The organism is Rhizobium mayense, from assembly GCF_030272705.1.
Classification (GTDB): Bacteria; Pseudomonadota; Alphaproteobacteria; order Rhizobiales; family Rhizobiaceae; genus Rhizobium; species Rhizobium mayense.
Map to the genome: position 1 here is coordinate 256,414 of NZ_JARFYM010000003.1, position 20,261 is coordinate 276,674.

16 protein-coding genes are annotated in these 20,261 nt (G+C 59.2%); 12 read left to right on the forward strand and 4 right to left on the reverse strand.

The features are described from left to right. The first annotated feature begins 1 nt into the window (after position 1). Both PY649_RS06795 and lpxB read left to right on the forward strand, forming a co-directional pair. Positions 2-883 (forward strand): LpxI family protein, encoded by an 882-nt coding sequence (locus PY649_RS06795; protein ID WP_285867446.1) that lies wholly within the window; start codon positions 2-4, stop codon positions 881-883. Next, positions 880-2,061: a lipid-A-disaccharide synthase gene (lpxB, locus tag PY649_RS06800; protein WP_285867448.1), complete on the forward strand. Its 1,182-nt coding sequence runs from the start codon at positions 880-882 to the stop codon at positions 2,059-2,061. The genes PY649_RS06795 and lpxB overlap by 4 nt, the downstream gene beginning before the upstream one ends. A 29-nt stretch (positions 2,062-2,090) precedes the next feature. Here the strand turns inward: lpxB and gltA are convergent, their stop codons facing one another. Further along, positions 2,091-3,380 carry a citrate synthase gene (gene gltA / locus PY649_RS06805; RefSeq protein ID WP_285867450.1) on the reverse strand — a complete coding sequence of 430 codons (1,290 nt, stop codon included), beginning with the start codon at positions 3,378-3,380 and terminating at the stop codon, positions 2,091-2,093. Between the two features lie 278 nt (positions 3,381-3,658). On the opposite strand from gltA, the gene PY649_RS06810 reads away from it, so the two are divergent. Beyond that, positions 3,659-6,118 (forward strand): ComEC/Rec2 family competence protein, encoded by a 2,460-nt coding sequence (locus tag PY649_RS06810; protein ID WP_285867452.1) that lies wholly within the window; start codon positions 3,659-3,661, stop codon positions 6,116-6,118. Here the strand turns inward: PY649_RS06810 and lexA are convergent. The 3 genes from lexA to PY649_RS06825 form a co-directional block, all read right to left on the reverse strand. Continuing rightward, positions 6,099-6,821 (reverse strand): transcriptional repressor LexA, encoded by a 723-nt coding sequence (gene lexA / locus PY649_RS06815; RefSeq protein WP_285867454.1) that lies wholly within the window; start codon positions 6,819-6,821, stop codon positions 6,099-6,101. The genes PY649_RS06810 and lexA overlap by 20 nt on opposite strands. Before the next feature lie 419 nt (positions 6,822-7,240). Then, entirely contained in the window at positions 7,241-7,714 is a 474-nt protein-coding gene (locus PY649_RS06820) for a DUF2721 domain-containing protein (protein ID WP_285867455.1), read from the reverse strand. A gap of 50 nt (positions 7,715-7,764) precedes the next feature. Continuing rightward, entirely contained in the window at positions 7,765-9,849 is a 2,085-nt protein-coding gene (locus tag PY649_RS06825) for a mechanosensitive ion channel family protein (protein ID WP_285867553.1), read from the reverse strand. Positions 9,850-10,246: 397 nt separating this feature from the next. On the opposite strand from PY649_RS06825, the gene PY649_RS06830 reads away from it, so the two are divergent. From PY649_RS06830 to lpdA, 9 genes are all read left to right on the forward strand, one after another. Then, positions 10,247-11,134, forward strand: coding sequence for a VOC family protein (locus PY649_RS06830; protein WP_285867456.1), 888 nt, complete (start codon positions 10,247-10,249; stop codon positions 11,132-11,134). After that, the gene (gene kdsA, locus PY649_RS06835) at positions 11,131-11,970 is read left to right on the forward strand and encodes a 3-deoxy-8-phosphooctulonate synthase (RefSeq protein ID WP_285867457.1); all 840 of its coding nucleotides are present in this window, start codon (positions 11,131-11,133) and stop codon (positions 11,968-11,970) included. Before PY649_RS06830 ends, kdsA begins: the two co-directional genes overlap by 4 nt. A 148-nt stretch (positions 11,971-12,118) precedes the next feature. After that, on the forward strand, positions 12,119-13,393 hold the full coding sequence (gene eno / locus PY649_RS06840) for a phosphopyruvate hydratase (protein ID WP_285867458.1): 1,275 nt from the start codon (positions 12,119-12,121) through the stop codon (positions 13,391-13,393). 285 nt (positions 13,394-13,678) lie between these two features. Next, positions 13,679-13,990, forward strand: coding sequence for an FtsB family cell division protein (locus PY649_RS06845; protein WP_285867459.1), 312 nt, complete (start codon positions 13,679-13,681; stop codon positions 13,988-13,990). Between the two features lie 157 nt (positions 13,991-14,147). Next, on the forward strand, positions 14,148-15,191 hold the full coding sequence (pdhA, locus tag PY649_RS06850; RefSeq protein WP_285867460.1) for a pyruvate dehydrogenase (acetyl-transferring) E1 component subunit alpha: 1,044 nt from the start codon (positions 14,148-14,150) through the stop codon (positions 15,189-15,191). Positions 15,192-15,209: 18 nt separating this feature from the next. Continuing rightward, entirely contained in the window at positions 15,210-16,583 is a 1,374-nt protein-coding gene (locus PY649_RS06855) for a pyruvate dehydrogenase complex E1 component subunit beta (RefSeq protein ID WP_285867461.1), read from the forward strand. 15 nt (positions 16,584-16,598) lie between these two features. Continuing rightward, positions 16,599-17,966: a pyruvate dehydrogenase complex dihydrolipoamide acetyltransferase gene (locus PY649_RS06860; protein WP_285867462.1), complete on the forward strand. Its 1,368-nt coding sequence runs from the start codon at positions 16,599-16,601 to the stop codon at positions 17,964-17,966. Between the two features lie 25 nt (positions 17,967-17,991). Then, entirely contained in the window at positions 17,992-18,633 is a 642-nt protein-coding gene (locus PY649_RS06865; RefSeq protein ID WP_285867463.1) for an SGNH/GDSL hydrolase family protein, read from the forward strand. A 130-nt stretch (positions 18,634-18,763) separates the two neighbouring features. Beyond that, positions 18,764-20,209: a dihydrolipoyl dehydrogenase gene (gene lpdA / locus PY649_RS06870; protein WP_285867464.1), complete on the forward strand. Its 1,446-nt coding sequence runs from the start codon at positions 18,764-18,766 to the stop codon at positions 20,207-20,209. Positions 20,210-20,261 lie beyond the last annotated feature (52 nt).

The following is a 20,261-nucleotide window of genomic DNA, read 5'->3' on the forward strand; positions in this document are numbered from 1 at the left end:
GGTGGCCGCGAGCGGCCAAGACCACAAGGGCAGGCTGGCGATCATCGCGGGCAGTGGCTTCTTGCCCGCCTATGTTGCAGACGCCGCGCGCCAAGCAGGCGAAAATCCCGTTGTTATCGCACTGACGGATGAAGCGGATCGGGACTGGTCCGCATTCGATCATGCCAATCTCGGTGTCGGAAATTTTGCCGGCCTGGAGGCCATGTTTCGCCGCTATGGCGTCGACCGGGTCGTGATGTCTGGCGGCGTCGCGCGCCGCCCGGCCTGGCGCGATGTGCGCCCGACCTGGCGCGTGATCGGGGAGTTGCCATCCACCATCCGCACGCTTCTTTCCGGTGGCGACAATGCCGTGCTGCAGATGGTGATTCGCCTGATCGAGGCTGGCGGCGTCCGGGTCGTGGGCGCACATGAGATTGCACCGGATCTTCTGGCGACCACCGGACCACTTGGCCGTTTCTCACCATCGGAAGAGGATCTGCGCGATATCGCGCAAGGCGCAAAAGCCGCCGATGCCCTGGGGCTTCTTGATGTTGGGCAGGGCGCCGTCAGCGTCGGTGGCCGTGTCGTAGCGCTAGAGGGCGCCGAGGGCACCGACAAGATGATCGAGCGTGTCGCGAGTTTGCGAGCCGAGGGGCGCATATCGAAACGTCGCCGCGGCGTATTGGTGAAGCTCTGCAAGCCGCAGCAAGATGTACGCGCCGACCTGCCATCGATCGGAGTTTCCACTGTGCTCAACGCCAAGAAGGCTGGCCTTGCCGGCGTCGCCGTCGAGGCGGGCAGGGCGCTGGTGCTCGACCGCGAGGCGGTGATCGCTGCTGCCGACGAGACGGGACTTTTCGTCTGCGGCATCGACCGTGGCCTCCGTGCGGAGGGCTTCATGTGAGCGGCGCACTATTGAAACTCGCTGTTGTCGCCGGCGAGGTCTCCGGCGATTTGCTCGGCGGCGATCTCGTCGCCGCATTGAAGCAACGTTACGAAGGCCCCGTGGAACTGATCGGAGTCGGCGGCGATGCTCTGGAGGCGCAGGGCTTGCGCTCGCTTTTCGATTATTCCGAACTGTCGATCATGGGGTTTGCGCAGGTCATCAAACGGCTGCCGAAACTGCTCGCGCGCATTCGCCAGACGGCGGACGCGATCATCGCGGCCAAGCCCGATGTGCTTCTGATCATCGATAGCCCGGATTTCACCCATCGCGTCGCCAAGAAGGTGCGGGCGGCGCTACCGGATGTGCCGATCGTTGACTATGTCTGCCCGAGCGTCTGGGCGTGGAAAGAATATCGCGCGCAGAAAATGCTCGCCTATGTCGATCACGTGCTGGCAATTCTGCCCTTCGAGCCGGCGGCGATGCAGCGGCTGGAAGGACCGGCTACGACCTATGTCGGCCATCGCTTGAGTGTGGATCCGAACCTGGTCGAGACCCGCCGTCGGCGCGCGCTTCGGGCCCTGAGTGGCCCCGATGGCGAGAAGACGATCCTGCTGTTGCCCGGCTCGCGCTCCTCGGAAATCCGCCAGCTTCTGCCGGTTTTCCAGCAGGCGGTACAGGAATTTAGCCGGCGAAACGATCGCGTTCGTTACCTGCTGCCGACCGTTCCGCGACAGGAGGCGTTGGTGCATTCCCTCCTTGAAAATTGGAGCGTCAAGCCGGAAGTCTTCGTAGGCCAGGATGCCAAGTGGAACTCTTTTGCAGAGGCGGATGCGGCGATGGCGGCTTCCGGCACGGTGGTCCTCGAATTAGGGCTTGCCGGTGTTCCCGTCGTCTCGACCTATAAGACTGAGTGGCTCGCCCGATTTGTGATGTCGCGCATCAAGACCTGGACAGCGGCTTTGCCGAACCTGATTGCCGACTATGCGGTCGTACCCGAGCTAATCAACGATGTGCTGCGACCCGGCCTGCTGGCGCGCTACATGGAGCGCCTGTCCAACGATACGACGGAGCGGAAAGCCATGCTTCAAGGCTATGATCTGCTCTGGCAGCGAATGCAGACCGAAGAACCGCCGGGCGAAAAGGCGGCGGCGATCGTTCTCGATGTCTTGTCAAAGAAAAAACCCGGCCATTTCTGACCGGGTTTTTTGTTGGCTTGCTTTTCGGTTTAACGCTTGGAAACCGGAACGTATTCGCGCTGTCCTGCGCCGATGTAGAGCTGGCGCGGGCGACCGATACGCTGATCCGGGTCTTCGATCATTTCGTTCCACTGAGCGATCCAGCCAACCGTGCGAGCAAGAGCGAACAGCACCGTGAACATGGTGGTGGGGAAGCCCAGAGCCTTCAGCGTAATGCCGGAATAGAAATCGACGTTCGGGTAAAGCTTCTTTTCGATGAAATAATCATCGGTCAATGCGATACGCTCGAGTTCGATCGCGATGTCGAGCAACGGATCGTCCTTGATGCCGAGTTCGCCGAGGACTTCGTGCGCCGTCTTCTGCATGATCTTGGCGCGCGGATCGTAGTTCTTGTAGACGCGGTGGCCAAAGCCCATCAGGCGGAACGGATCGTTCTTGTCCTTGGCGCGGGCGATATATTCAGGAATGCGATCGACAGTGCCGATTTCCGTCAGCATGTTCAGCGCAGCTTCGTTCGCGCCGCCATGGGCTGGGCCCCAGAGGCAGGCGATGCCGGCAGCGATGCAAGCGAACGGGTTGGCGCCGGAAGAGCCGGCGAGGCGAACCGTCGAGGTCGACGCGTTCTGTTCGTGATCGGCGTGCAGGATGAAAATGCGGTCCATGGCGCGTGCGAGCACCGGGTTGACCACATATTCCTCGCAGGGCACGGCGAAGCACATGCGCAGGAAGTTCGACGCGTAGTCGAGATCGTTCTTCGGGTAAACGAAAGGCTGGCCGATATGGTACTTGTAGGCCATGGCGGCCAGCGTCGGCATCTTGGCGATCATGCGCAGGCTGGCAACCATGCGCTGGTGCGGATCGGTGATGTCGGTCGAGTCGTGATAGAAAGCCGACAGAGCGCCGACGCAGCCGCACATAACAGCCATCGGATGCGCATCGCGGCGGAATCCGGTAAAGAAGCGGGACATCTGCTCATGCACCATCGTGTGGTGCACGACGCGATAGTCGAAGTCCTTCTTCTGGGCCGCAGTCGGCAATTCGCCGTAGAGCAGCAGGTAGCAGACTTCAAGGAAATCGCCGTGTTCGGCAAGCTGTTCGATCGGATAACCGCGATGCAGCAAAACGCCTTCGTCGCCATCAATAAAGGTGATGCTGGATTCGCACGACGCGGTCGAGGTGAAGCCAGGATCGTAAGTGAAAGTGGAGGTGTTCTTATAAAGGGCACCAATATCAATGACACTCGGGCCGATGGTTCCGGTTTTCACCGGCAACTCCACCGTCTTTTCACCCCAAGTTAGTTTCGCGCTTTGTTCCGTCATGCTGATCCTCCAAGATTTGGCGGGATTGACGCCTTAAAAAGCGCCAAAAGGTTAAGCGACTACCGATTAGCTATATGATCCAGAGCCTAATGCCAAGTTATCCTTACGCCTATTTGTGCAATGCAGTATCAACTTTTGGGCACTGCGATAGGCAGGTCTGCCCAGTTCATCCGCAGATTGCCGTCATTTCTTGACGTTTAGGCCGATTTCGGTTGAATTCACCTGATGGTGACGGCAAAAATCTCGTTATAGCTGTAGTTTTGCGTGGGTGCGGGCGAATGCCTAATTTAGAGGCACGGGATCAGCCGGCGGATAGCCGGGGTTTTGCTGCGGTGGCCGTGCGTGACCGTGGTAAGACGACCGTTATTTTTCGCATCAAGGCGACCCAACCGGAGCGGACGCAGGATCACGCGCCGCTTACTGCGCGTCTCCGTCTCGCGGCGAACAGCATCCGACTCACCCTTTACCATTTGGCCGAAGAAGAGGCAGCGCATGGCCGCGCAGTGCTCTTTGCTCCCGTCTATATCGGCGCCGGCGCGATTTTTTGGTTCACGGCTGGTGCCGATCCGCCGCCGCAGACTGTCTTTGCCGCTCTCCTGATTTTCGCGGTCAGTTTCTTCCTCAAGCAGGAGGCGGGCCGGGTGCTGCGGCACTTGCTGCTTGCCGGCATGCTGCTGAGCGCCGGCATGGCTTTGGCGCAATGCGAAACGTGGCGCGCATCGACCGTAATGCTCGATTCCGCGGTGACCACCACTATCACCGGGCGGATTGAGCGGCGCGAAGCCGACGACAAGGGGCGTTGGCGCTACGTCGTCGCCATCGAGGCAACGGAAAAGCCGGCTATTCGGCGGCCGCCAGAGCGGGTCACCATTTTTGTGCGCAAGCAGCCGCAGCCATTCGAACTTGGCGATCGCATCCAGGGTAGGGCGCGGTTGACTCCGCCAGCCGGACCGGCCTTGCCGGGTCTCAACGATTTTGCCTTCAGCGCCTATTTCGACGGTATCGGTGCAAACGGCTTTGCTTATGGAATGCCGACATTGTTGTCACCAGCCAGTGATGTTGCTGAGGGATCTGTTCTCGACAAGGCGGATATCTGGCTTGCTGGCTTGCGCAGCAGCATCGGCGACAGAATCAGAACGCTGCTGCCTGGCGACACCGGCGCTTTTGCGGCCTCGCTTGTCACCGATGAGAGACGAGCGATCTCGGAGGATACGACGGAGGCGCTGCGCACCTCGGGCCTTGCGCATATCATCGCCATCTCCGGCCTGAACATGGCTCTTTCCGCGGGCATCTTCTATGTCGGCCTGCGCTATGGCCTCAGCCTGTTTTTCGGTGTGGCACAGGCCTGGCCAACAAAAAAGATCGCCGCCTTCGGCGCGCTGATCACGGTGACTGCCTATTACCTCATTTCCGGTTTCGGTGTATCGGCCGAACGCGCTTTCATCATGATGGCGATCATGCTGGTCGCCGTGCTTTTCGACCGCCCATCCATCAGCCTTCGCAACGTGGCGCTGTCGGCGATCGTCATCCTCATTCTGTCGCCGTCGCAGGCGCTCGGTCCAAGTTTCCAGATGTCCTACTCAGCGACCCTGGCATTAGTGTCAGGCTATTCGCTCTGGACGAGGAGACGCCATCGGGAAAGTGTACACTCCCGGTTCCAGCTCATGCGTCCGCTGCTCTTCATCTCACGTTTCTTCGGAGGCATATTGTCGACCTCCTTTATCGGCGGCGCGTCGACGGCAATTTTCTCGATAGAACATTTTCACCGGTTGGCGACATATGGTCTCGTTGCCAATTTGGCGGCCATGCCGGTCGTCTCCTTTGTCGTCATGCCGTTTGGCATGGCGGCGACGCTGCTAATGCCATTCGGGATCGATGCTCCCTTTTGGCAAGTCACCGGTGCGGGACTCGACGTCGTCATCATCATTGCCAAAACGGTTGCCGCTTGGGGCGGCAATATTCCCTTCGGGCGACTGCCGGTCTGGCTGTTCCCGACAATTATCGCCGGTTTCCTGTTGATGACCCTGTTGAGGACGTGGCTGCGGCATACAGGTGCGCTTCTGATCATCGCTTCGGTCGCAATCGTGGCGCTCAGCCCCGATGCGCGAAAGTCCGACCTGATAATTTCCGAAGACGGCACTTTGGTCGCCCTGCTACGAAATGGTGCGTTCACGACCAACCGCGAAAAGCCGCCCGATTTCATCTTCGAGCAATGGCAACGAGCGCTGGCGATCACCGAGCAGCACCCGCCGCTTCTACTTCCGCCTGACAATCAGTTACCCAAGATCAACAAATCGGACACCCATCGCCGCCTCAGTTCCGACGAACAGACTGCGGTGCGAAAGGCGATGGATGCGGCACTGGACAATGCGGGTGACGGTGGCTTTGCGTGCCAGAAGCGGGAATGGTGCGTGGCAATACTGGATAATGGCGACATGCTTGTCACTATCGAAAACGCTGCCTATCTTGCCCCGGCCTGTGACACCGCCAATATCGTCGTCACTCCCATCCGGCTGCGTCTCGATCGCTGCCGCTCCGGCGCGAGGCTTTTCACGGGCGCAACGCTACGCAGGACCGGCTCCATCGAGATGGACCTCAGCGCCGACAAACCGACAACAACAACTGCGTTTCAAGCTTTGGTTCGGCCATGGAACATGCACCGCGCCTATGATTGGCGATCGGGCACGTTCGGAGCGCCGATCGCACCGGTGTCGCCGGTTAGTGATAACGGCGAATAAGGCCGACGAGCTTGCCCTGCACTTTGACGCGATCCGGTCCGAAGATGCGGGTTTCATAAGCCGGGTTCGCCGCTTCAAGCGCGATCGAGGCACCCTTGCGGCGGAAGCGCTTCAACGTTGCCTCTTCATCGTCGACAAGAGCGACAACGATATCGCCGGGATTAGCTGTCGTGGCATTGCGGATAATAACCGTGTCGCCGTCAAAGATGCCGGCATCGATCATCGAATCGCCCTTGACCTCGAGCGCGTAATGTTCGCCCGAACCGAGCATGTCGGCCGGAACGGTGATGTCATGGGTATTGTTCTGGATCGCGGAGATCGGCACGCCGGCGGCAATGCGGCCCATGACCGGCACGGAGACGGAACTGTTGTTTTCCTCATTCGCCGGCCTGGCAGGCGCGGGTGGCGGTACCAGCTGTGGTTTGCCAAGGCTGCCCTCAATGACGCTCGGCGAAAAGCCGCGGCGTGGCTGAAGACTTGGACTATAGGCTTCGGGCAGTTTGATGACCTCCAGCGCGCGGGCCCGGTTCGGCAGGCGGCGGATGAAGCCACGCTCTTCCAAAGCGGTGATGAGGCGGTGAATGCCGGATTTGGACGCGAGGTCCAACGCATCCTTCATCTCATCGAAGGATGGCGGGACACCGGACTCCTTCATTCGTTCGTGAATGAAGAGAAGCAGTTCCTGCTGCTTGCGTGTCAACATCGTCTTCGGACCCCAGAATTGAGAAAAGCGTGGTGAAACAAATCCAGAACGGACACTATATGTTCCATATGTGTTCCGCAAGCCCTTAAATTTTGGTGAAGGTTTTGTAAGCGCATCAAATAAATAAGAACATAACAGGTCCCAGGCGGACGGTTTTTCGCGATACGCATGCGTTAACAAACGGAAATATAAGCAGAATCTGACGCAGAGAAATTTTTTCGCTGGAAACCCGAATGTCTCCAAACCGATGAAAAACCGATGCCAATTGCGCAATAAGCTCTTTGGAGGACGATATTCTCCGAAGGACGGAGGGCAAGCTGGGAGAGCCGAATCTAAGTAAAAGCGCGAGCGTGGGAGATCGGGCGACCCCCAACAAGATCTGGCGCGAATTCAAGAGGTTGGGTGGATTTTGAAATTTGTCATAACCGCTCGCGCCGGTGCTCGATCAAGGCGCGGTCATTGGCGATCTGCTTCAGCATGCTGCGACCGGCCAGGAACATCTCAAAGAGAAAGGCCGCAAAGGCGCCCATGAGGGCGACAACGGCAAGACCGAAAAACCAGAGCAGCAGCTGCTCGCGAAACTGCTGACGAATCGCTCCGCTCATGAGGCCGAGCGTGGCCAGACATGTGAATACGCCCGATACCGTGCCGAGGAGGACGGCAATCTCCAGTGCCAAAGTTCGCCGGCGCAGATAATAGAGTTGCAGCAGCTTTGCTTCATCCGAATTGTCTGAGATCACCCGCTCAAAAAGGCTGTTCACCCGATCCGAGACGCGAGCGAGTCTGGTCGAGAAGACATTGAGGCACCCGGCTGTACCAGCAAGCAGAAAGACTGGCGTCAATGCTACCTGGATAACGTGTGCAGCATCGGGTGTTAGCTGGTCGCTCAGCACGTTCTGTCTCCTTCCGATCCAATGTCATCCGCCGAAATGACGCACACGTTTCACGTTCGCGGTGATGGCGATCTCGCCATTTGTTCACCCCACTTCTTCTGCAGTGTCAGAGCGGTGGCGTCGGATCTCTCCTCCCCAGCCACCTGAGCGCCCGGCTGAGCGAATTCGATGCCATTTTCGATAAAGGCGTCGCGGATCATGGTATAGGCCTGCCGCCGAATGTAGGTCTGCCGGCCGGGGAGGGCGGTGAAGGCAAAGCTGAGTTCGACACCGAAATCGCCGATCTGCTCGACGCCCTTCATTTCTAGCGTCTCAAGGATCTGCGGGCCGATTTCCGGGTCCTCCTTCAATTGCTCTCCGATTTGCTTGATGATCCTTTTTGCCTTGGCCACATCGGTGTTGAAGGGAAATCGAAGGAGGAATTTGTCGGTCACCCAGTCGCGGCTCATATTTTGGACCGCGCCGAGTTCACCGAACGGAACCGTGAACACCGGACCGCGATGATGCCGGAGCCTGACGGAGCGAAGGCTGAAGGATTCCACCGTTCCCATATAATTCCCGCTTTGAATGTATTCTCCGACGCGGAAGGCATCGTCCATCAGGTAGAAAATGCCGCTGACAATATCCTTAACGAGCGTTTGCGAGCCGAAGCCTACGGCCACACCGAAAATTCCGGCTCCCGCTATCAGCGGTCCGATCTGCACGCCCATTTCAGCCAGTACGGTAAGGACGGCAGCGGCGATGACGACGGCTGCAAGCGCGTTGCGGAAGATTGGCAGCAACGTGCGTAGACGGGTTGCACGCGCAGCTTCCGCGGATGGCGACGATGCGGCGCTGTCGACATCACCCATTTTTGCATCAATGTATGCCTTCGATAGTTGCCAGCAAAGATCGGCTAAAATCAGAATGATGATGCTCTTCAGCGCACCGCGGACCGCGGCGTCGATCGTCGGATTTTCTCTTGCGAGAATATTGGGATTGTAGTGCCAGATGAATATGACCCAGGCCGAGGCCGCGACGATGACAATTGCCCGCGAGCCCCGAATGGCCAGCACCATACGCGCGCTGTTCTTGTCGTCGTTGGGCCAGTGTCCTTTTGCGAATGCCTCGGCCGTTCGACCGACGGCAGTGAGCAGCCTGGGAAGAACAATGAGATAGATTCCCGCCCAGAAGAGGCCGAGGAAGTTGATCGCCCAGAAAAACCAGAGGCAGATCATGTAAATCGAATAGAGGACGCTCACAACGGTTCGCTGTTCGGCAACAGTTGCATTTGCCGGTCGTCTCCAGACCGCCTCGATAGCAATTAGCAATAGGAGGATGGAGAAACCGTAGGAGATGATGGTTTCGACATCTCTGTCGACGGAGAGCGGTCTGGCCACCGAGGTGGTGGCGCCGGCGACCGCCAGAACGGCAATAAAGACACGAATCCTGCGCGTGCCGAAAGCCGACAGAGCGCCAGCGTCCGTCAACGGCTTACAGACGGCAAACGCCAGGCGGGCGATGATGAACGCCAGCAAATAAAACAGAATCACCACGTGTAGAAGCGGTGGCCAGTCGATCGCAAGGAAGACGGCGGAGCTGACAAGCGTGAAGGTGACCCACGGTCCGAATTCCCCTACCGCATATGCGACAAGAGGATTCTGAAATCGCGCCTTGACGACGGTTTTCTTGAAAAACCATTCTGCCGTGAAGCCGACACAGACCAATGCCGTGAACATCACAATGGCGGGCGCAAAGCCGCTATTCCTCGCTTGTTCCCGCACCCTGCTTGCTGCGGCAGCAATCTGCGCCGGTACGGTTGGAATGGCTGATCGCAGCGCCTGATATCGGGTGCGAGCCCGGGCCTCTCCGGTTTCGATCATGGTCTCGGCGATTGCGGGTCTCTGCTGCTCGGCTGCCTGCCGCTTTTCCAGCCATTGGCGCAGTTCCGGATCGTTCATCAGGTGAAGCAGTTCCGACACCTTCGCAGGCAGGGGCGCGGGAGGCGTTTCCGGCGACTGTGCGTGGCAGGGCTGTTGCGTGATCGCCATGAAAAGAAAGGCAAATATGAAAGGGATCAAGCCATGGGAGAAGGCAAGAAAGAGACGAGCCGACAGAGACAAGATCGCGCGTGTGGGCGCCCCCTCGACGAGCATCAAGCGCATGTCTCCCCGCAAGCACCCGATAAACCAAATTAAAGTACTGCCGCGAAATAGAAGCAGCGGCAGATCGCTCTTTTGTCTTTCCGAACTCGGATGGTGAACGGCGCTAGCTCTGGACAATCCGAAACGGAAGAATGCGCATTTTTGTCTTGCCGTCGGGAAAGAGGCTTTCGGCGCTATCATCACCAGCATCAATTACCTGCGACTGCACTCCGGCTCATTTTGTTGCAGCACGGTATGGATAGTGATCGAATTATTGTGCTTCGACAAGGGAGAGTTTCATGCCGGGGCATATGTAATTCGGCTAGTTTGCCAGGGTCTGTCGCAGCGCTTTCATCTTGAATTGAATGGCAGATGAGCGCAAACCTGCGGACGTGTGAAGGAAGAGACCATGACCTCATCGCCCCATCCGCTGGATCACCTCGTTTTGCCGACCGTCAATATCGCGGTGGTGCGGGAACGGCTAGGCAAGCTCGGTTTTACCGTCGCCGCCGAGGCGCGACATCCCTTCGGTACCGAGAACGCCTGTGTTTTCCTGTCCGACAAGACCTATCTGGAGCCCTTGGGTATCGCGTCACGCGAGCAGTACGAGACGAGTGTGGGGGAGGGCAATGTTTTCGTCGCCCGCGACCAGGCCTATCGTTTTCGCGTCGATGAAGAAGGATTTTCGGCCATCGTTTTCGGTACGGACGACGCGGTCGCCGATGACGAGCGGTTCCGGGCCAACGCCATGTCGGCCGGAAACATGCTGGATTTTGCCCGGCCGATGCGTATGCCCGATGGGTCGGAAATGACGGCCGGTTTTCGCCTTGCTTTTGCGGCCGATCTGCGTTCGCCGGACTTCTTCACCTTCTGCTGCCAGCGCATCAATCCATTGCCGGCCGATCGCAGTTCCTTGGAGCGACATGCCAATGGCGTTACGGGTGTCGCACGGGTTGCCATGTCGACGCCGAAGCCCGCAGCCTATCGCGGCTTTTTCGAACAGGTCGCCGATGGACCGAAGATATCGACGCATTCCTTCGGCATCACGGTCGAGACAGCCAATGCCAAGATCGACGTCCTGACCCCGGAAGGCATGGAAGCGTTTTACGATCTAACCGTGCCTGAGGACGATCCCGGCCTTCGGGCGCGGGCAATCCTTTTCAAGACCCGCGATCTTTCCGTGACATCGGCGCATTTGGCTGCTAACGGCGTCACATACACGCGTAAGAACAATCGTATTCTGGCTAAACCCGCCCCAGGACAGGGGGCACTGTTTGCCTTCGAGGAGATAGCATGAGCACCAATTCCGAAGTGATCGTCGGCGAGGGCGCATCCAAGGTTCTGTTTTCCAATACCGCCGGACTGTCGCTGATCGCTGGCCCCTGCCAGATGGAAAGCCGCGATCATGCCTTCATGATCGCCGGCGTGTTGAGGGAGTTGTGCGGCAAGCTCGGCATCGGCCTTGTCTATAAGTCGTCCTTCGACAAGGCGAACCGCACGTCGCTCTCCGGCAAGCGCGGCATGGGGCTGGAAAAATCCATGGAAGTCTTTGCCGATCTGAAGAAGGAGTTCGGTTTTCCGGTTCTGACCGACATCCATACAGAGGAACAGTGCGCCATCGTCGCCGAGACGGTCGATATTCTGCAGATCCCCGCTTTTCTGTCCCGACAGACCGACCTTCTTGTCGCCGCCGCCAAGACCGGCCGCGTCATCAACGTCAAGAAGGGTCAGTTCCTCGCGCCCTGGGACATGAAGAACGTGCTGGCAAAGCTGAACGGCAGCGGCAACCCCAATGTGCTTCTGTGCGAGCGTGGTGCTTCCTTCGGTTACAACACGTTGGTCTCCGACATGCGCTCGCTGCCAATCATGGCGGCGATGGGCGCGCCGGTGATTTTCGATGCGACTCATTCGGTGCAGCAGCCGGGTGGTCAGGGTGGTTCCACCGGTGGTGAACGTCGTTTCGTGGAGACCCTGGCACGTGCAGCGGTCGCCGTCGGCGTCGCGGGCGTCTTCGTCGAGACGCATGAAGATCCGGACAATGCCCCGTCTGATGGCCCGAATATGGTCTACCTGAAGGACATGCCGCAGCTTTTGGAAAAGCTGCTTGCCTTCGACGCGATCGCCAAGGCCTGAGAAATAAGAGGCATTCAACAGGCTGACATTAAAATGCGCTACGCGGCCTGTAGCAGTGCCAAATCGCGGCGCGGATCGACATTGTAATTTCCGCGCCTTCGGTTAAGACCATTTAAATCGATTTATAACCAGCGAGCAGGAAGCTATCATGACCGCAATCACCGACATTATCGCCCGCGAGATTCTCGACAGCCGTGGTAATCCCACCGTCGAAGTCGATGTCTACCTCGAAGATGGCAGCATGGGCCGCGCAGCGGTTCCGTCGGGCGCGTCCACGGGCGCGCATGAAGCCGTTGAAGTTCGCGACGGCGGCAAGCGTTATCATGGCAAGGGTGTCGAGAAGGCCGTCGAAGCCGTCAATACCGAGATCTTCGACGCGATCGGCGGCATCGACGCCGAGAACCAGATCCAGATCGACAACATCATGATCGAGCTTGACGGCACGCCGAACAAGTCGCGCCTCGGCGCCAACGCCATCCTCGGCGTATCGCTCGCCGTCGCCAAGGCTGCCGCCCAGAGCGCCAACCTGCCGCTCTATCGCTATGTCGGCGGTGCTCATGCCCGCCTGCTGCCGGTTCCGATGATGAACATCATTAACGGCGGCGCCCATGCCGACAATCCAATCGACTTCCAGGAATTCATGATCCTGCCGGTCGGCGCAGATACCCTCCGCGATGCCGTGCGCATGGGCTCTGAAGTTTTCCACGTCCTCAAGAAGGAACTGCACGCCGGCGGCCACAATACCAATGTTGGCGATGAAGGCGGTTTCGCTCCGAATCTCAAGAGCGCGCCGGAAGCGCTCGACTTCATCATGAAGTCGATCGAGAAGGCTGGCTACAAGCCGGGCGAAGACATCTATCTCGGCCTCGACTGCGCCTCGACGGAATTCTTCAAGGACGGCAAATACGTCATGGAGGGCGAAGGCCGCACTCTGGAATCGGGCGCGATGGCCGAATATCTCGCCGAACTCGCCGCCAAATACCCGATTGCCTCGATCGAAGACGGCATGGCTGAAGACGATTGGGAAGGCTGGAAGACTCTGACCGATCTGATCGGCAAGAAGACGCAGCTCGTCGGCGATGATCTTTTCGTCACCAATTCCGGCCGCCTGCGCGACGGCATCCGCATGGGTGTCGCCAACTCGATCCTCGTCAAGGTCAACCAGATCGGCTCGCTGACCGAAACCCTCGACGCCGTCGAAACCGCCCATAAGGCAGCCTACACCGCCGTCATGTCGCATCGTTCCGGCGAAACCGAAGACTACACCATCGCCGATCTCGCGGTTGCCACCAACTGCGGTCAGATCAAGACGGGTTCTCTGTCGCGTTCCGACCGCATGGCCAAGTACAACCAGCTCATCCGCATCGAAGAAGCGCTCGGCCCCCAGGCACAATATGCCGGTCGCTCCATCATTCGCGGCTGATAGTTCATGCCCCTGAAAATCCGCAGGGTTTTCAGAAAGGCTTGTTCGCATCGGATAACGATCCGAGTCGCCTTATAAGCCAATATTTTCCTGATCTTGAACCGCGCCTCCGGGCGCGGTTTTTTGTTGGAAAAATGGCAGAGTCAACGGATGGTTAATCTCTCACGGCTAGTGTCTTCATGGATGTTTGATTTAGCGTGATCTTATCCGGAACCGCTTCGCATTTCCGCCGCGCGGACCTGAGGTTCGGGATCATTCTCGGTAGAGCGTTTTGAGCAAGCGAGTATGTGGACAAAATATCATAAGAAGCGAAAGTTCGGCCGTTTCATTCTTCCCGCCATCACGATCGCCTTCGTGAGCTATTTCGGCTATCACTGCATTCATGGCGACTACGGTCTGAAGGCAACCGAGGTCTTCGAGCAGCAGCGCATCGATCGCAGCAAGGAGCTCGCCGATCTCGTTGCCAAGCGCGAACACCTTGAAAAGGAAGTAGCTTTGCTCAGCGATGGCTCGCTGGACAAGGATATGCTCGATCAATATGCGCGCTATCAATTGACCTATTCCAAAGCCGACGAAATCGTTATCTTCAACAAATAGTCACAATTAACCGAATTTCAGTTAACAGCCTTTTTCATAAGCATATCAACCGCTTGTGAAGAATATGAGCCATGCAATTATAGCATTGCTGTGGCGAACAATCTTCCCTATGTTACGCGACACTACAACACGAGGCTACTCACATAGGGAGGGTTGAATGGCGCCGCGAAAATCCGCGTCCGTTTCCAGCCGCAAGACAACATCCAAGCCTGTCAAAGACACCAACGGTGGTGCAATCGCGGAATTCGACCGCGATGCGGAGCTCAAGGCCTATCGTGAGATGCTGCTGATCCGCCGCTTTGAAGAGAAAGCCGGCCAGCTTTACGGCATGGGCTTCATCGGCGGCTTCTGTCACCTTTATATCGGCCAGGAGGCCGTCGTCGTCGGCATGCAGTTGGCGCTGAAGGACGGCGACCAGGTCATCACAGGCTATCGTGACCACGGCCACATGCTGGCGACCGGCATGAGCGCCCGCGGCGTCATGGCCGAGCTCACCGGACGTCGGGGCGGCTATTCCCGAGGGAAGGGCGGCTCCATGCACATGTTCTCCAAGGAAAAGAACTTCTACGGCGGCCACGGCATCGTCGGTGCGCAGGTCTCGCTCGGTACCGGCCTCGGTTTCGCCAATTGGTATCGCGGCAATGACAATGTCAGTGTCGCCTATTTCGGCGACGGCGCTGCCAACCAGGGCCAGGTCTACGAAAGCTTCAACATGGCGCAGCTCTGGAAGCTGCCGGTGATCTACGTGATCGAGAACAACCGCTACGCCATGGGCACATCGACGGCGCGCGCAACCGCGCAGGCCGACTTCTCCAAGCGCGGCTCCTCGTTCGGCATTCCCGGTATCCAGGTCGACGGCATGGATGTTCGCGCCGTGAAGGCGGCCGCCGATGAAGCGGTCGAGTATTGCCGTTCCGGCAAGGGCCCGATCATTCTGGAAATGCTGACCTATCGCTATCGTGGCCATTCCATGTCGGACCCGGCTAAGTATCGCTCCAAGGACGAAGTGCAGAAGATGCGCTCCGAGCATGACCCGATCGAGCAGGTTCGTGCCCGTCTCTTGGAAAAGGGTTGGGCGTCGGAAGACGAGCTGAAGGCCATCGACAAGGATGTTCGCGATATCGTCGCCGACAGCGCCGATTTCGCCCAGGCCGATCCGGAGCCGGATGCTTCCGAGCTCTACACCGACATTCTGCTCTAATTCGGGGAGGGACGATCCATGCCCATCGATATTCTCATGCCCGCCCTTTCTCCGACGATGGAAGAGGGCACCCTTTCGAAATGGCTCAAGCAGGAAGGTGACAAGGTCGCCTCTGGTGACGTCATCGCCGAAATCGAGACCGACAAGGCCACCATGGAAGTGGAAGCTGTCGACGAAGGCACGATCGGCAAGCTGCTGATCGAAGCCGGCACCGAAGGCGTCAAGGTCAACACCAAGATCGCGATCCTGTTGCAGGACGGCGAGTCCGCTTCGGACATCTCGACCGCCAAGGCCGCTCCGGTCGCCGAGCCGGTCAAGGCCGAAGCTCCGGCACCCGCCGCTGCTCCAGCACCCGTTGCGGCGCAGCCGAAAGCGGCTCCCGCCGATCCGGAAATTCCGGCCGGCACGGAAATGGTGTCGATGACGGTGCGTGAAGCGCTGCGCGACGCCATGGCCGAAGAAATGCGCGCCAACCCGGACGTCTTCGTCATGGGCGAAGAAGTCGCCGAATACCAGGGCGCCTATAAGGTTACCCAAGGCCTGCTGCAGGAATTCGGTCCACGCCGCGTGATTGACACCCCGATCACCGAGCACGGTTTTGCCGGCGTCGGCGTCGGTGCCGCCATGGCTGGCCTTCGCCCGATCGTCGAGTTCATGACTTTCAACTTCGCCATGCAGGCGATCGACCAGATCATCAACTCCGCCGCCAAGACGCTCTATATGTCCGGCGGCCAGATGGGTGCCCCGATGGTCTTTCGCGGCCCCAACGGCGCGGCAGCGCGCGTAGCGGCTCAGCACAGCCAGGATTATGCGGCCTGGTACAGCCACATTCCAGGCCTCAAGGTGGTCGTGCCCTACACGGCAGCCGACGCCAAGGGCCTGCTGAAAGCGGCGATCCGCGATCCGAACCCAGTCATCTTCCTTGAAAACGAAATCCTTTACGGCCAGCACTTCGATGTGCCGAAGCTCGATGATTTCGTTGTGCCGATCGGCAAGGCCCGCATCCATCGTTCCGGCAAGGACGCAACGGTCGTCTCCTTCGGTATCGGCATGACCTATGCCACGAAGGCGGTCGCCGAGCTCGAAGCCCAGGGCATCGATGTCGAGCTGATCGACCTTCGCACCATCCGTCCGATGGACCTGCCGACGATCATCGAATCCGTCAAGAAGACCGGTCGCCTGGTGACCGTCGAGGAAGGCTATCCGCAGTCGTCCGTCGGCACTGAAATCGCCACCCGCGTCATGCAGCAGGCCTTCGATTATCTCGACGCGCCGATCCTGACGATCGCGGGCAAGGATGTGCCCATGCCCTACGCCGCCAACCTCGAGAAGTTGGCGCTTCCGAGCGTCGGCGAAGTGGTCGATGCGGTGAAAGCCGTTTGCTACAAATAAGGGGAGGGCTCTTCGATGCCTATCAACATCACCATGCCTGCCCTCTCGCCGACCATGGAAGAGGGCAACCTCGCCAAGTGGCTGGTCAAGGAAGGCGATAAGATCAAGTCAGGCGACGTTATCGCCGAGATCGAGACAGACAAGGCAACGATGGAAGTCGAAGCCGTCGATGAAGGCACCGTCGCCAAGATCGTCGTTCCCGCGGGCACCGAAGGCGTCAAGGTCAATGCGCTGATCGCGGTCCTGGCTGGCGAAGGCGAGGACGTTTCCGCGGCTGCCTCCGGCGCCGCTGCTGCGCCGGCCGCTCAGACCGCTGCGCCTGCCGCAGCGGCACCAGCGCCGAAGGCGGAGGCGGCTCCGGCCCAATCCGCGCCGGCCGCGCAGCCTGCGCCAGTCGTGCCTGCTGCCCTTTCAACGGATGGTCATCGCACTTTCGCCTCGCCGCTCGCGCGCCGCCTTGCCAAGGAATCCGACATCGATCTGACTGCGCTCGTCGGCTCCGGCCCGCATGGCCGCGTGATCAAGAAGGACATCGAAGCCGCTGTTGCCAGCGGTGGCGTTGCAAAGGCTGCTCCGGCGGCCGCTCCCGCTGCCCAGCCGGCCGCGGCCGCTCAGGCTCCGGCCGCAGCAGCGCCGAAAGGCATGTCGGAAGACGCCGTTCTGAAGTTGTTCGAACCCGGTTCCTACGAACTCGTGCCACACGACGGCATGCGCAAGACCATTGCCAAGCGCCTGCAGGAATCCAAGCAGACCGTTCCGCATTTCTACGTCACCGTCGATTGCGAGTTGGATGCACTGTTGGCGCTGCGTTCGCAGCTCAACGATGCTGCTCCGAAGTCGAAGGATGGCGTTCCGGCCTACAAGCTCTCCGTCAACGACATGGTCATCAAGGCCCTGGCGCTGGCGCTGCGCGATGTACCGGAAGCCAACGTCTCCTGGACCGACAACAACATGGTCAAGCACAAGCACGCCGATGTCGGTGTTGCCGTGTCCATCCCGGGCGGTCTGATCACGCCGATCATCCGCAGCGCCGAGCTGAAGACGCTGTCTGCCATCTCCAATGAGATGAAGGACTACGGCAAGCGCGCCAAGGAGCGCAAGCTAAAGCCCGAGGAATACCAGGGCGGCACGACCGCTGTGTCCAATATGGGCATGATGGGCGTTAAGAACTTCTCGGCTGTCATCAATCCGCCGCATGCGACCATTCTGGCCGTTGGCGCGGGCGAGCAGCGTGTGATCGTCAAGAAGGGTGAAATGGCCATCGCCACCATGATGAGCGTCACCTTATCGACCGACCACCGTTGTGTCGACGGTGCGCTTGGCGCGGAACTTTTGGCAGCCTTCAAGGGCTATATCGAAAACCCGATGGGTATGCTCGTCTGAGCCTTGTCGTCAAACGGAGGCATGAATGACCAAGACCGTTCTGTGTTATGGCGACTCGCTGACATGGGGCTATAACGCCGAGACGATCGATCGTCATGCCTTCGAAGATCGATGGCCGAGCGTGCTGCAGAAGGCGCTCGGCGATCAGGCCCGGATGATTCCGGAAGGGCTGAACGGCCGCACCACGGCTTTCGACGACCATCTCGCCGATTGCGACCGCAATGGTGTGAAGGTCTTGCCGACGATCCTGCAGACGCACGCGCCGCTCGATCTCGTCATTATCATGCTGGGCACCAACGACATGAAGCCGGTGATCGCCGGTTCGGCCTTTGCGGCCTTGCAGGGCGTCAGCCGGTTGATTCAGCTGGTGCGCAGTCATACATGGGGTTTTGAATACGATGTCCCCGACATTCTGATTGTGGCTCCCCCACCCATCAGTGAGACCGCCAATGCTGCCTTCGCCGCTCATTTCCTCGGCGCGGTCAAGGAGTCGGCGAAGCTTGCTACGCTTTATCGCGACCTGGCCGACGAGCTGGGCTGCGGCTTTTTCGATGCAGGCACAGTCGCCGTCACCACGCCGCTCGACGGCGTGCATCTCGATGCGGAAAACACGCGGGCGCTCGGCCGTGGCCTCGAACCGATCGTTCGGATGATGCTCGGGCTTTAACCATTTGATTGAGTGCGATCTTACTCGAAAGCCGCTCCATATCCTTGCGGTGCTTCGGTTCGCTATCGGGCTCCGGGAAAATTAAGGCAGGCTGAGCTTCGACTGGCCGCCAACCAAAGGCAGGAAACATATGGCTGAGAATTACGACGTCATCATCATCGGCTCTGGCCCTGGCGGCTATGTTGCCGCCGTGCGCGCCGGCCAGCTTGGCCTGAAGACGGCGATCGTCGAACGAGAGCACCTGGGCGGTATCTGCCTGAACTGGGGCTGCATTCCGACCAAGGCGCTGTTGCGCTCGGCCGAAATCCTCGATCATTCCAATCATCTGAAAGACTACGGCCTTGTTCTGGAAGGCAAGGTTACGCCCGATGTGAAGGCGGTCGTCGCCCGTTCGCGCGGCGTTTCCCTTCGCCTCAACATGGGCGTCGGCTTCCTGATGAAAAAGAACAAGGTCGACGTGATCTGGGGCGAGGCCAAGATCACCAAGCCCGGCGAAATCGTCGTGGGCAAATCGACCAAGCCTGTCGTCGAGCCGCAGCATCCGCTGCCGAAGAACGTCAAGGGCGAGGGCACGTACACCGCCAAGCACATCATCGTCGCCACCGGCGCCCGCCCGCGTGCCCTGCCGGGCATCGAGCCGGATGGCAAGCTGATCTGGACCTATTTCGAAGCGCTCAAGCCGGATTTCCTGCCGAAGTCGCTGGTGGTCATGGGTTCCGGCGCGATCGGCATCGAATTTGCGAGTTTCTATCGTTCGCTCGGCGTCGATGTCACCGTCGTCGAAATCATGCCAACCATCATGCCGGTCGAAGACGCCGAAATTTCCGGCATCGCCCGTAAGCAGTTGGAAAAGCGTGGCCTGAAGATCTTCACCAAGACGAAGGTCACCAAGGTCGACAAGGGTGCGAACAGCATCACCGCCCATATCGAGACTGAAGACGGCAAGGTGCAGCAGATCACGGCTGACCGCATGATCTCCGCCGTCGGCGTGCAGGGCAACATCGAGAATCTCGGCCTGGAAGCGCTCGGCGTGAAGACGGATCGCGGTTGTGTCGTTATAGACGGCTACGGCAAGACCAGCGTGCCGGGCATCTATGCGATCGGCGACGTCGCCGGCCCGCCAATGCTGGCGCACAAGGCCGAGCATGAAGGGGTAGTCTGCATCGAGAAGATCGCCGGCTTGCCGAACGTGCATCCGACCGACAAGAGCAAGGTGCCGGGCTGCACCTATTGCCAGCCGCAGGTTGCCTCGGTCGGTCTGACGGAAGCCAAGGCAAAGGAACTCGGCCGTGACATCCGGGTCGGCCGCTTCCCGTTCACCGCCAACGGCAAGGCGATTGCGCTCGGCGAGGACCAGGGGCTTTGCAAGGTCATCTTCGACAAGAAGACAGGCGAACTGCTCGGTGCGCACATGGTCGGCGCCGAAGTTACCGAACTGATCCAGGGCTTTGTCGTCGCTATGAACCTTGAGACGACGGAAGAGGAATTGATGCACACGATCTTCCCGCATCCGACTGTTTCGGAAACGATGAAGGAAGCCGTGTTGGACGCCTACGGCCGGGTGCTGAACGCTTGATAATTTCCTGGTTCGCCCTCTATCCAGAGGGTGGAAATTTACAAAGGAAATC

Coding starts and splice junctions, on each gene's coding strand:
- gltA (WP_285867450.1), bottom strand. CDS start 3,380: ATGACGGAACAAAGCGCGAAACTAACTTGGGGTGAAAAGACGGTGGAG.
- PY649_RS06810 (WP_285867452.1), top strand. CDS start 3,659: ATGCCTAATTTAGAGGCACGGGATCAGCCGGCGGATAGCCGGGGTTTT.
- lexA (WP_285867454.1), bottom strand. CDS start 6,821: ATGTTGACACGCAAGCAGCAGGAACTGCTTCTCTTCATTCACGAACGA.
- PY649_RS06825 (WP_285867553.1), bottom strand. CDS start 9,849: ATGCTCGTCGAGGGGGCGCCCACACGCGCGATCTTGTCTCTGTCGGCT.
- PY649_RS06830 (WP_285867456.1), top strand. CDS start 10,247: ATGACCTCATCGCCCCATCCGCTGGATCACCTCGTTTTGCCGACCGTC.
- kdsA (WP_285867457.1), top strand. CDS start 11,131: ATGAGCACCAATTCCGAAGTGATCGTCGGCGAGGGCGCATCCAAGGTT.
- eno (WP_285867458.1), top strand. CDS start 12,119: ATGACCGCAATCACCGACATTATCGCCCGCGAGATTCTCGACAGCCGT.
- PY649_RS06845 (WP_285867459.1), top strand. CDS start 13,679: ATGTGGACAAAATATCATAAGAAGCGAAAGTTCGGCCGTTTCATTCTT.
- pdhA (WP_285867460.1), top strand. CDS start 14,148: ATGGCGCCGCGAAAATCCGCGTCCGTTTCCAGCCGCAAGACAACATCC.
- PY649_RS06855 (WP_285867461.1), top strand. CDS start 15,210: ATGCCCATCGATATTCTCATGCCCGCCCTTTCTCCGACGATGGAAGAG.
- PY649_RS06860 (WP_285867462.1), top strand. CDS start 16,599: ATGCCTATCAACATCACCATGCCTGCCCTCTCGCCGACCATGGAAGAG.
- PY649_RS06865 (WP_285867463.1), top strand. CDS start 17,992: ATGACCAAGACCGTTCTGTGTTATGGCGACTCGCTGACATGGGGCTAT.
- lpdA (WP_285867464.1), top strand. CDS start 18,764: ATGGCTGAGAATTACGACGTCATCATCATCGGCTCTGGCCCTGGCGGC.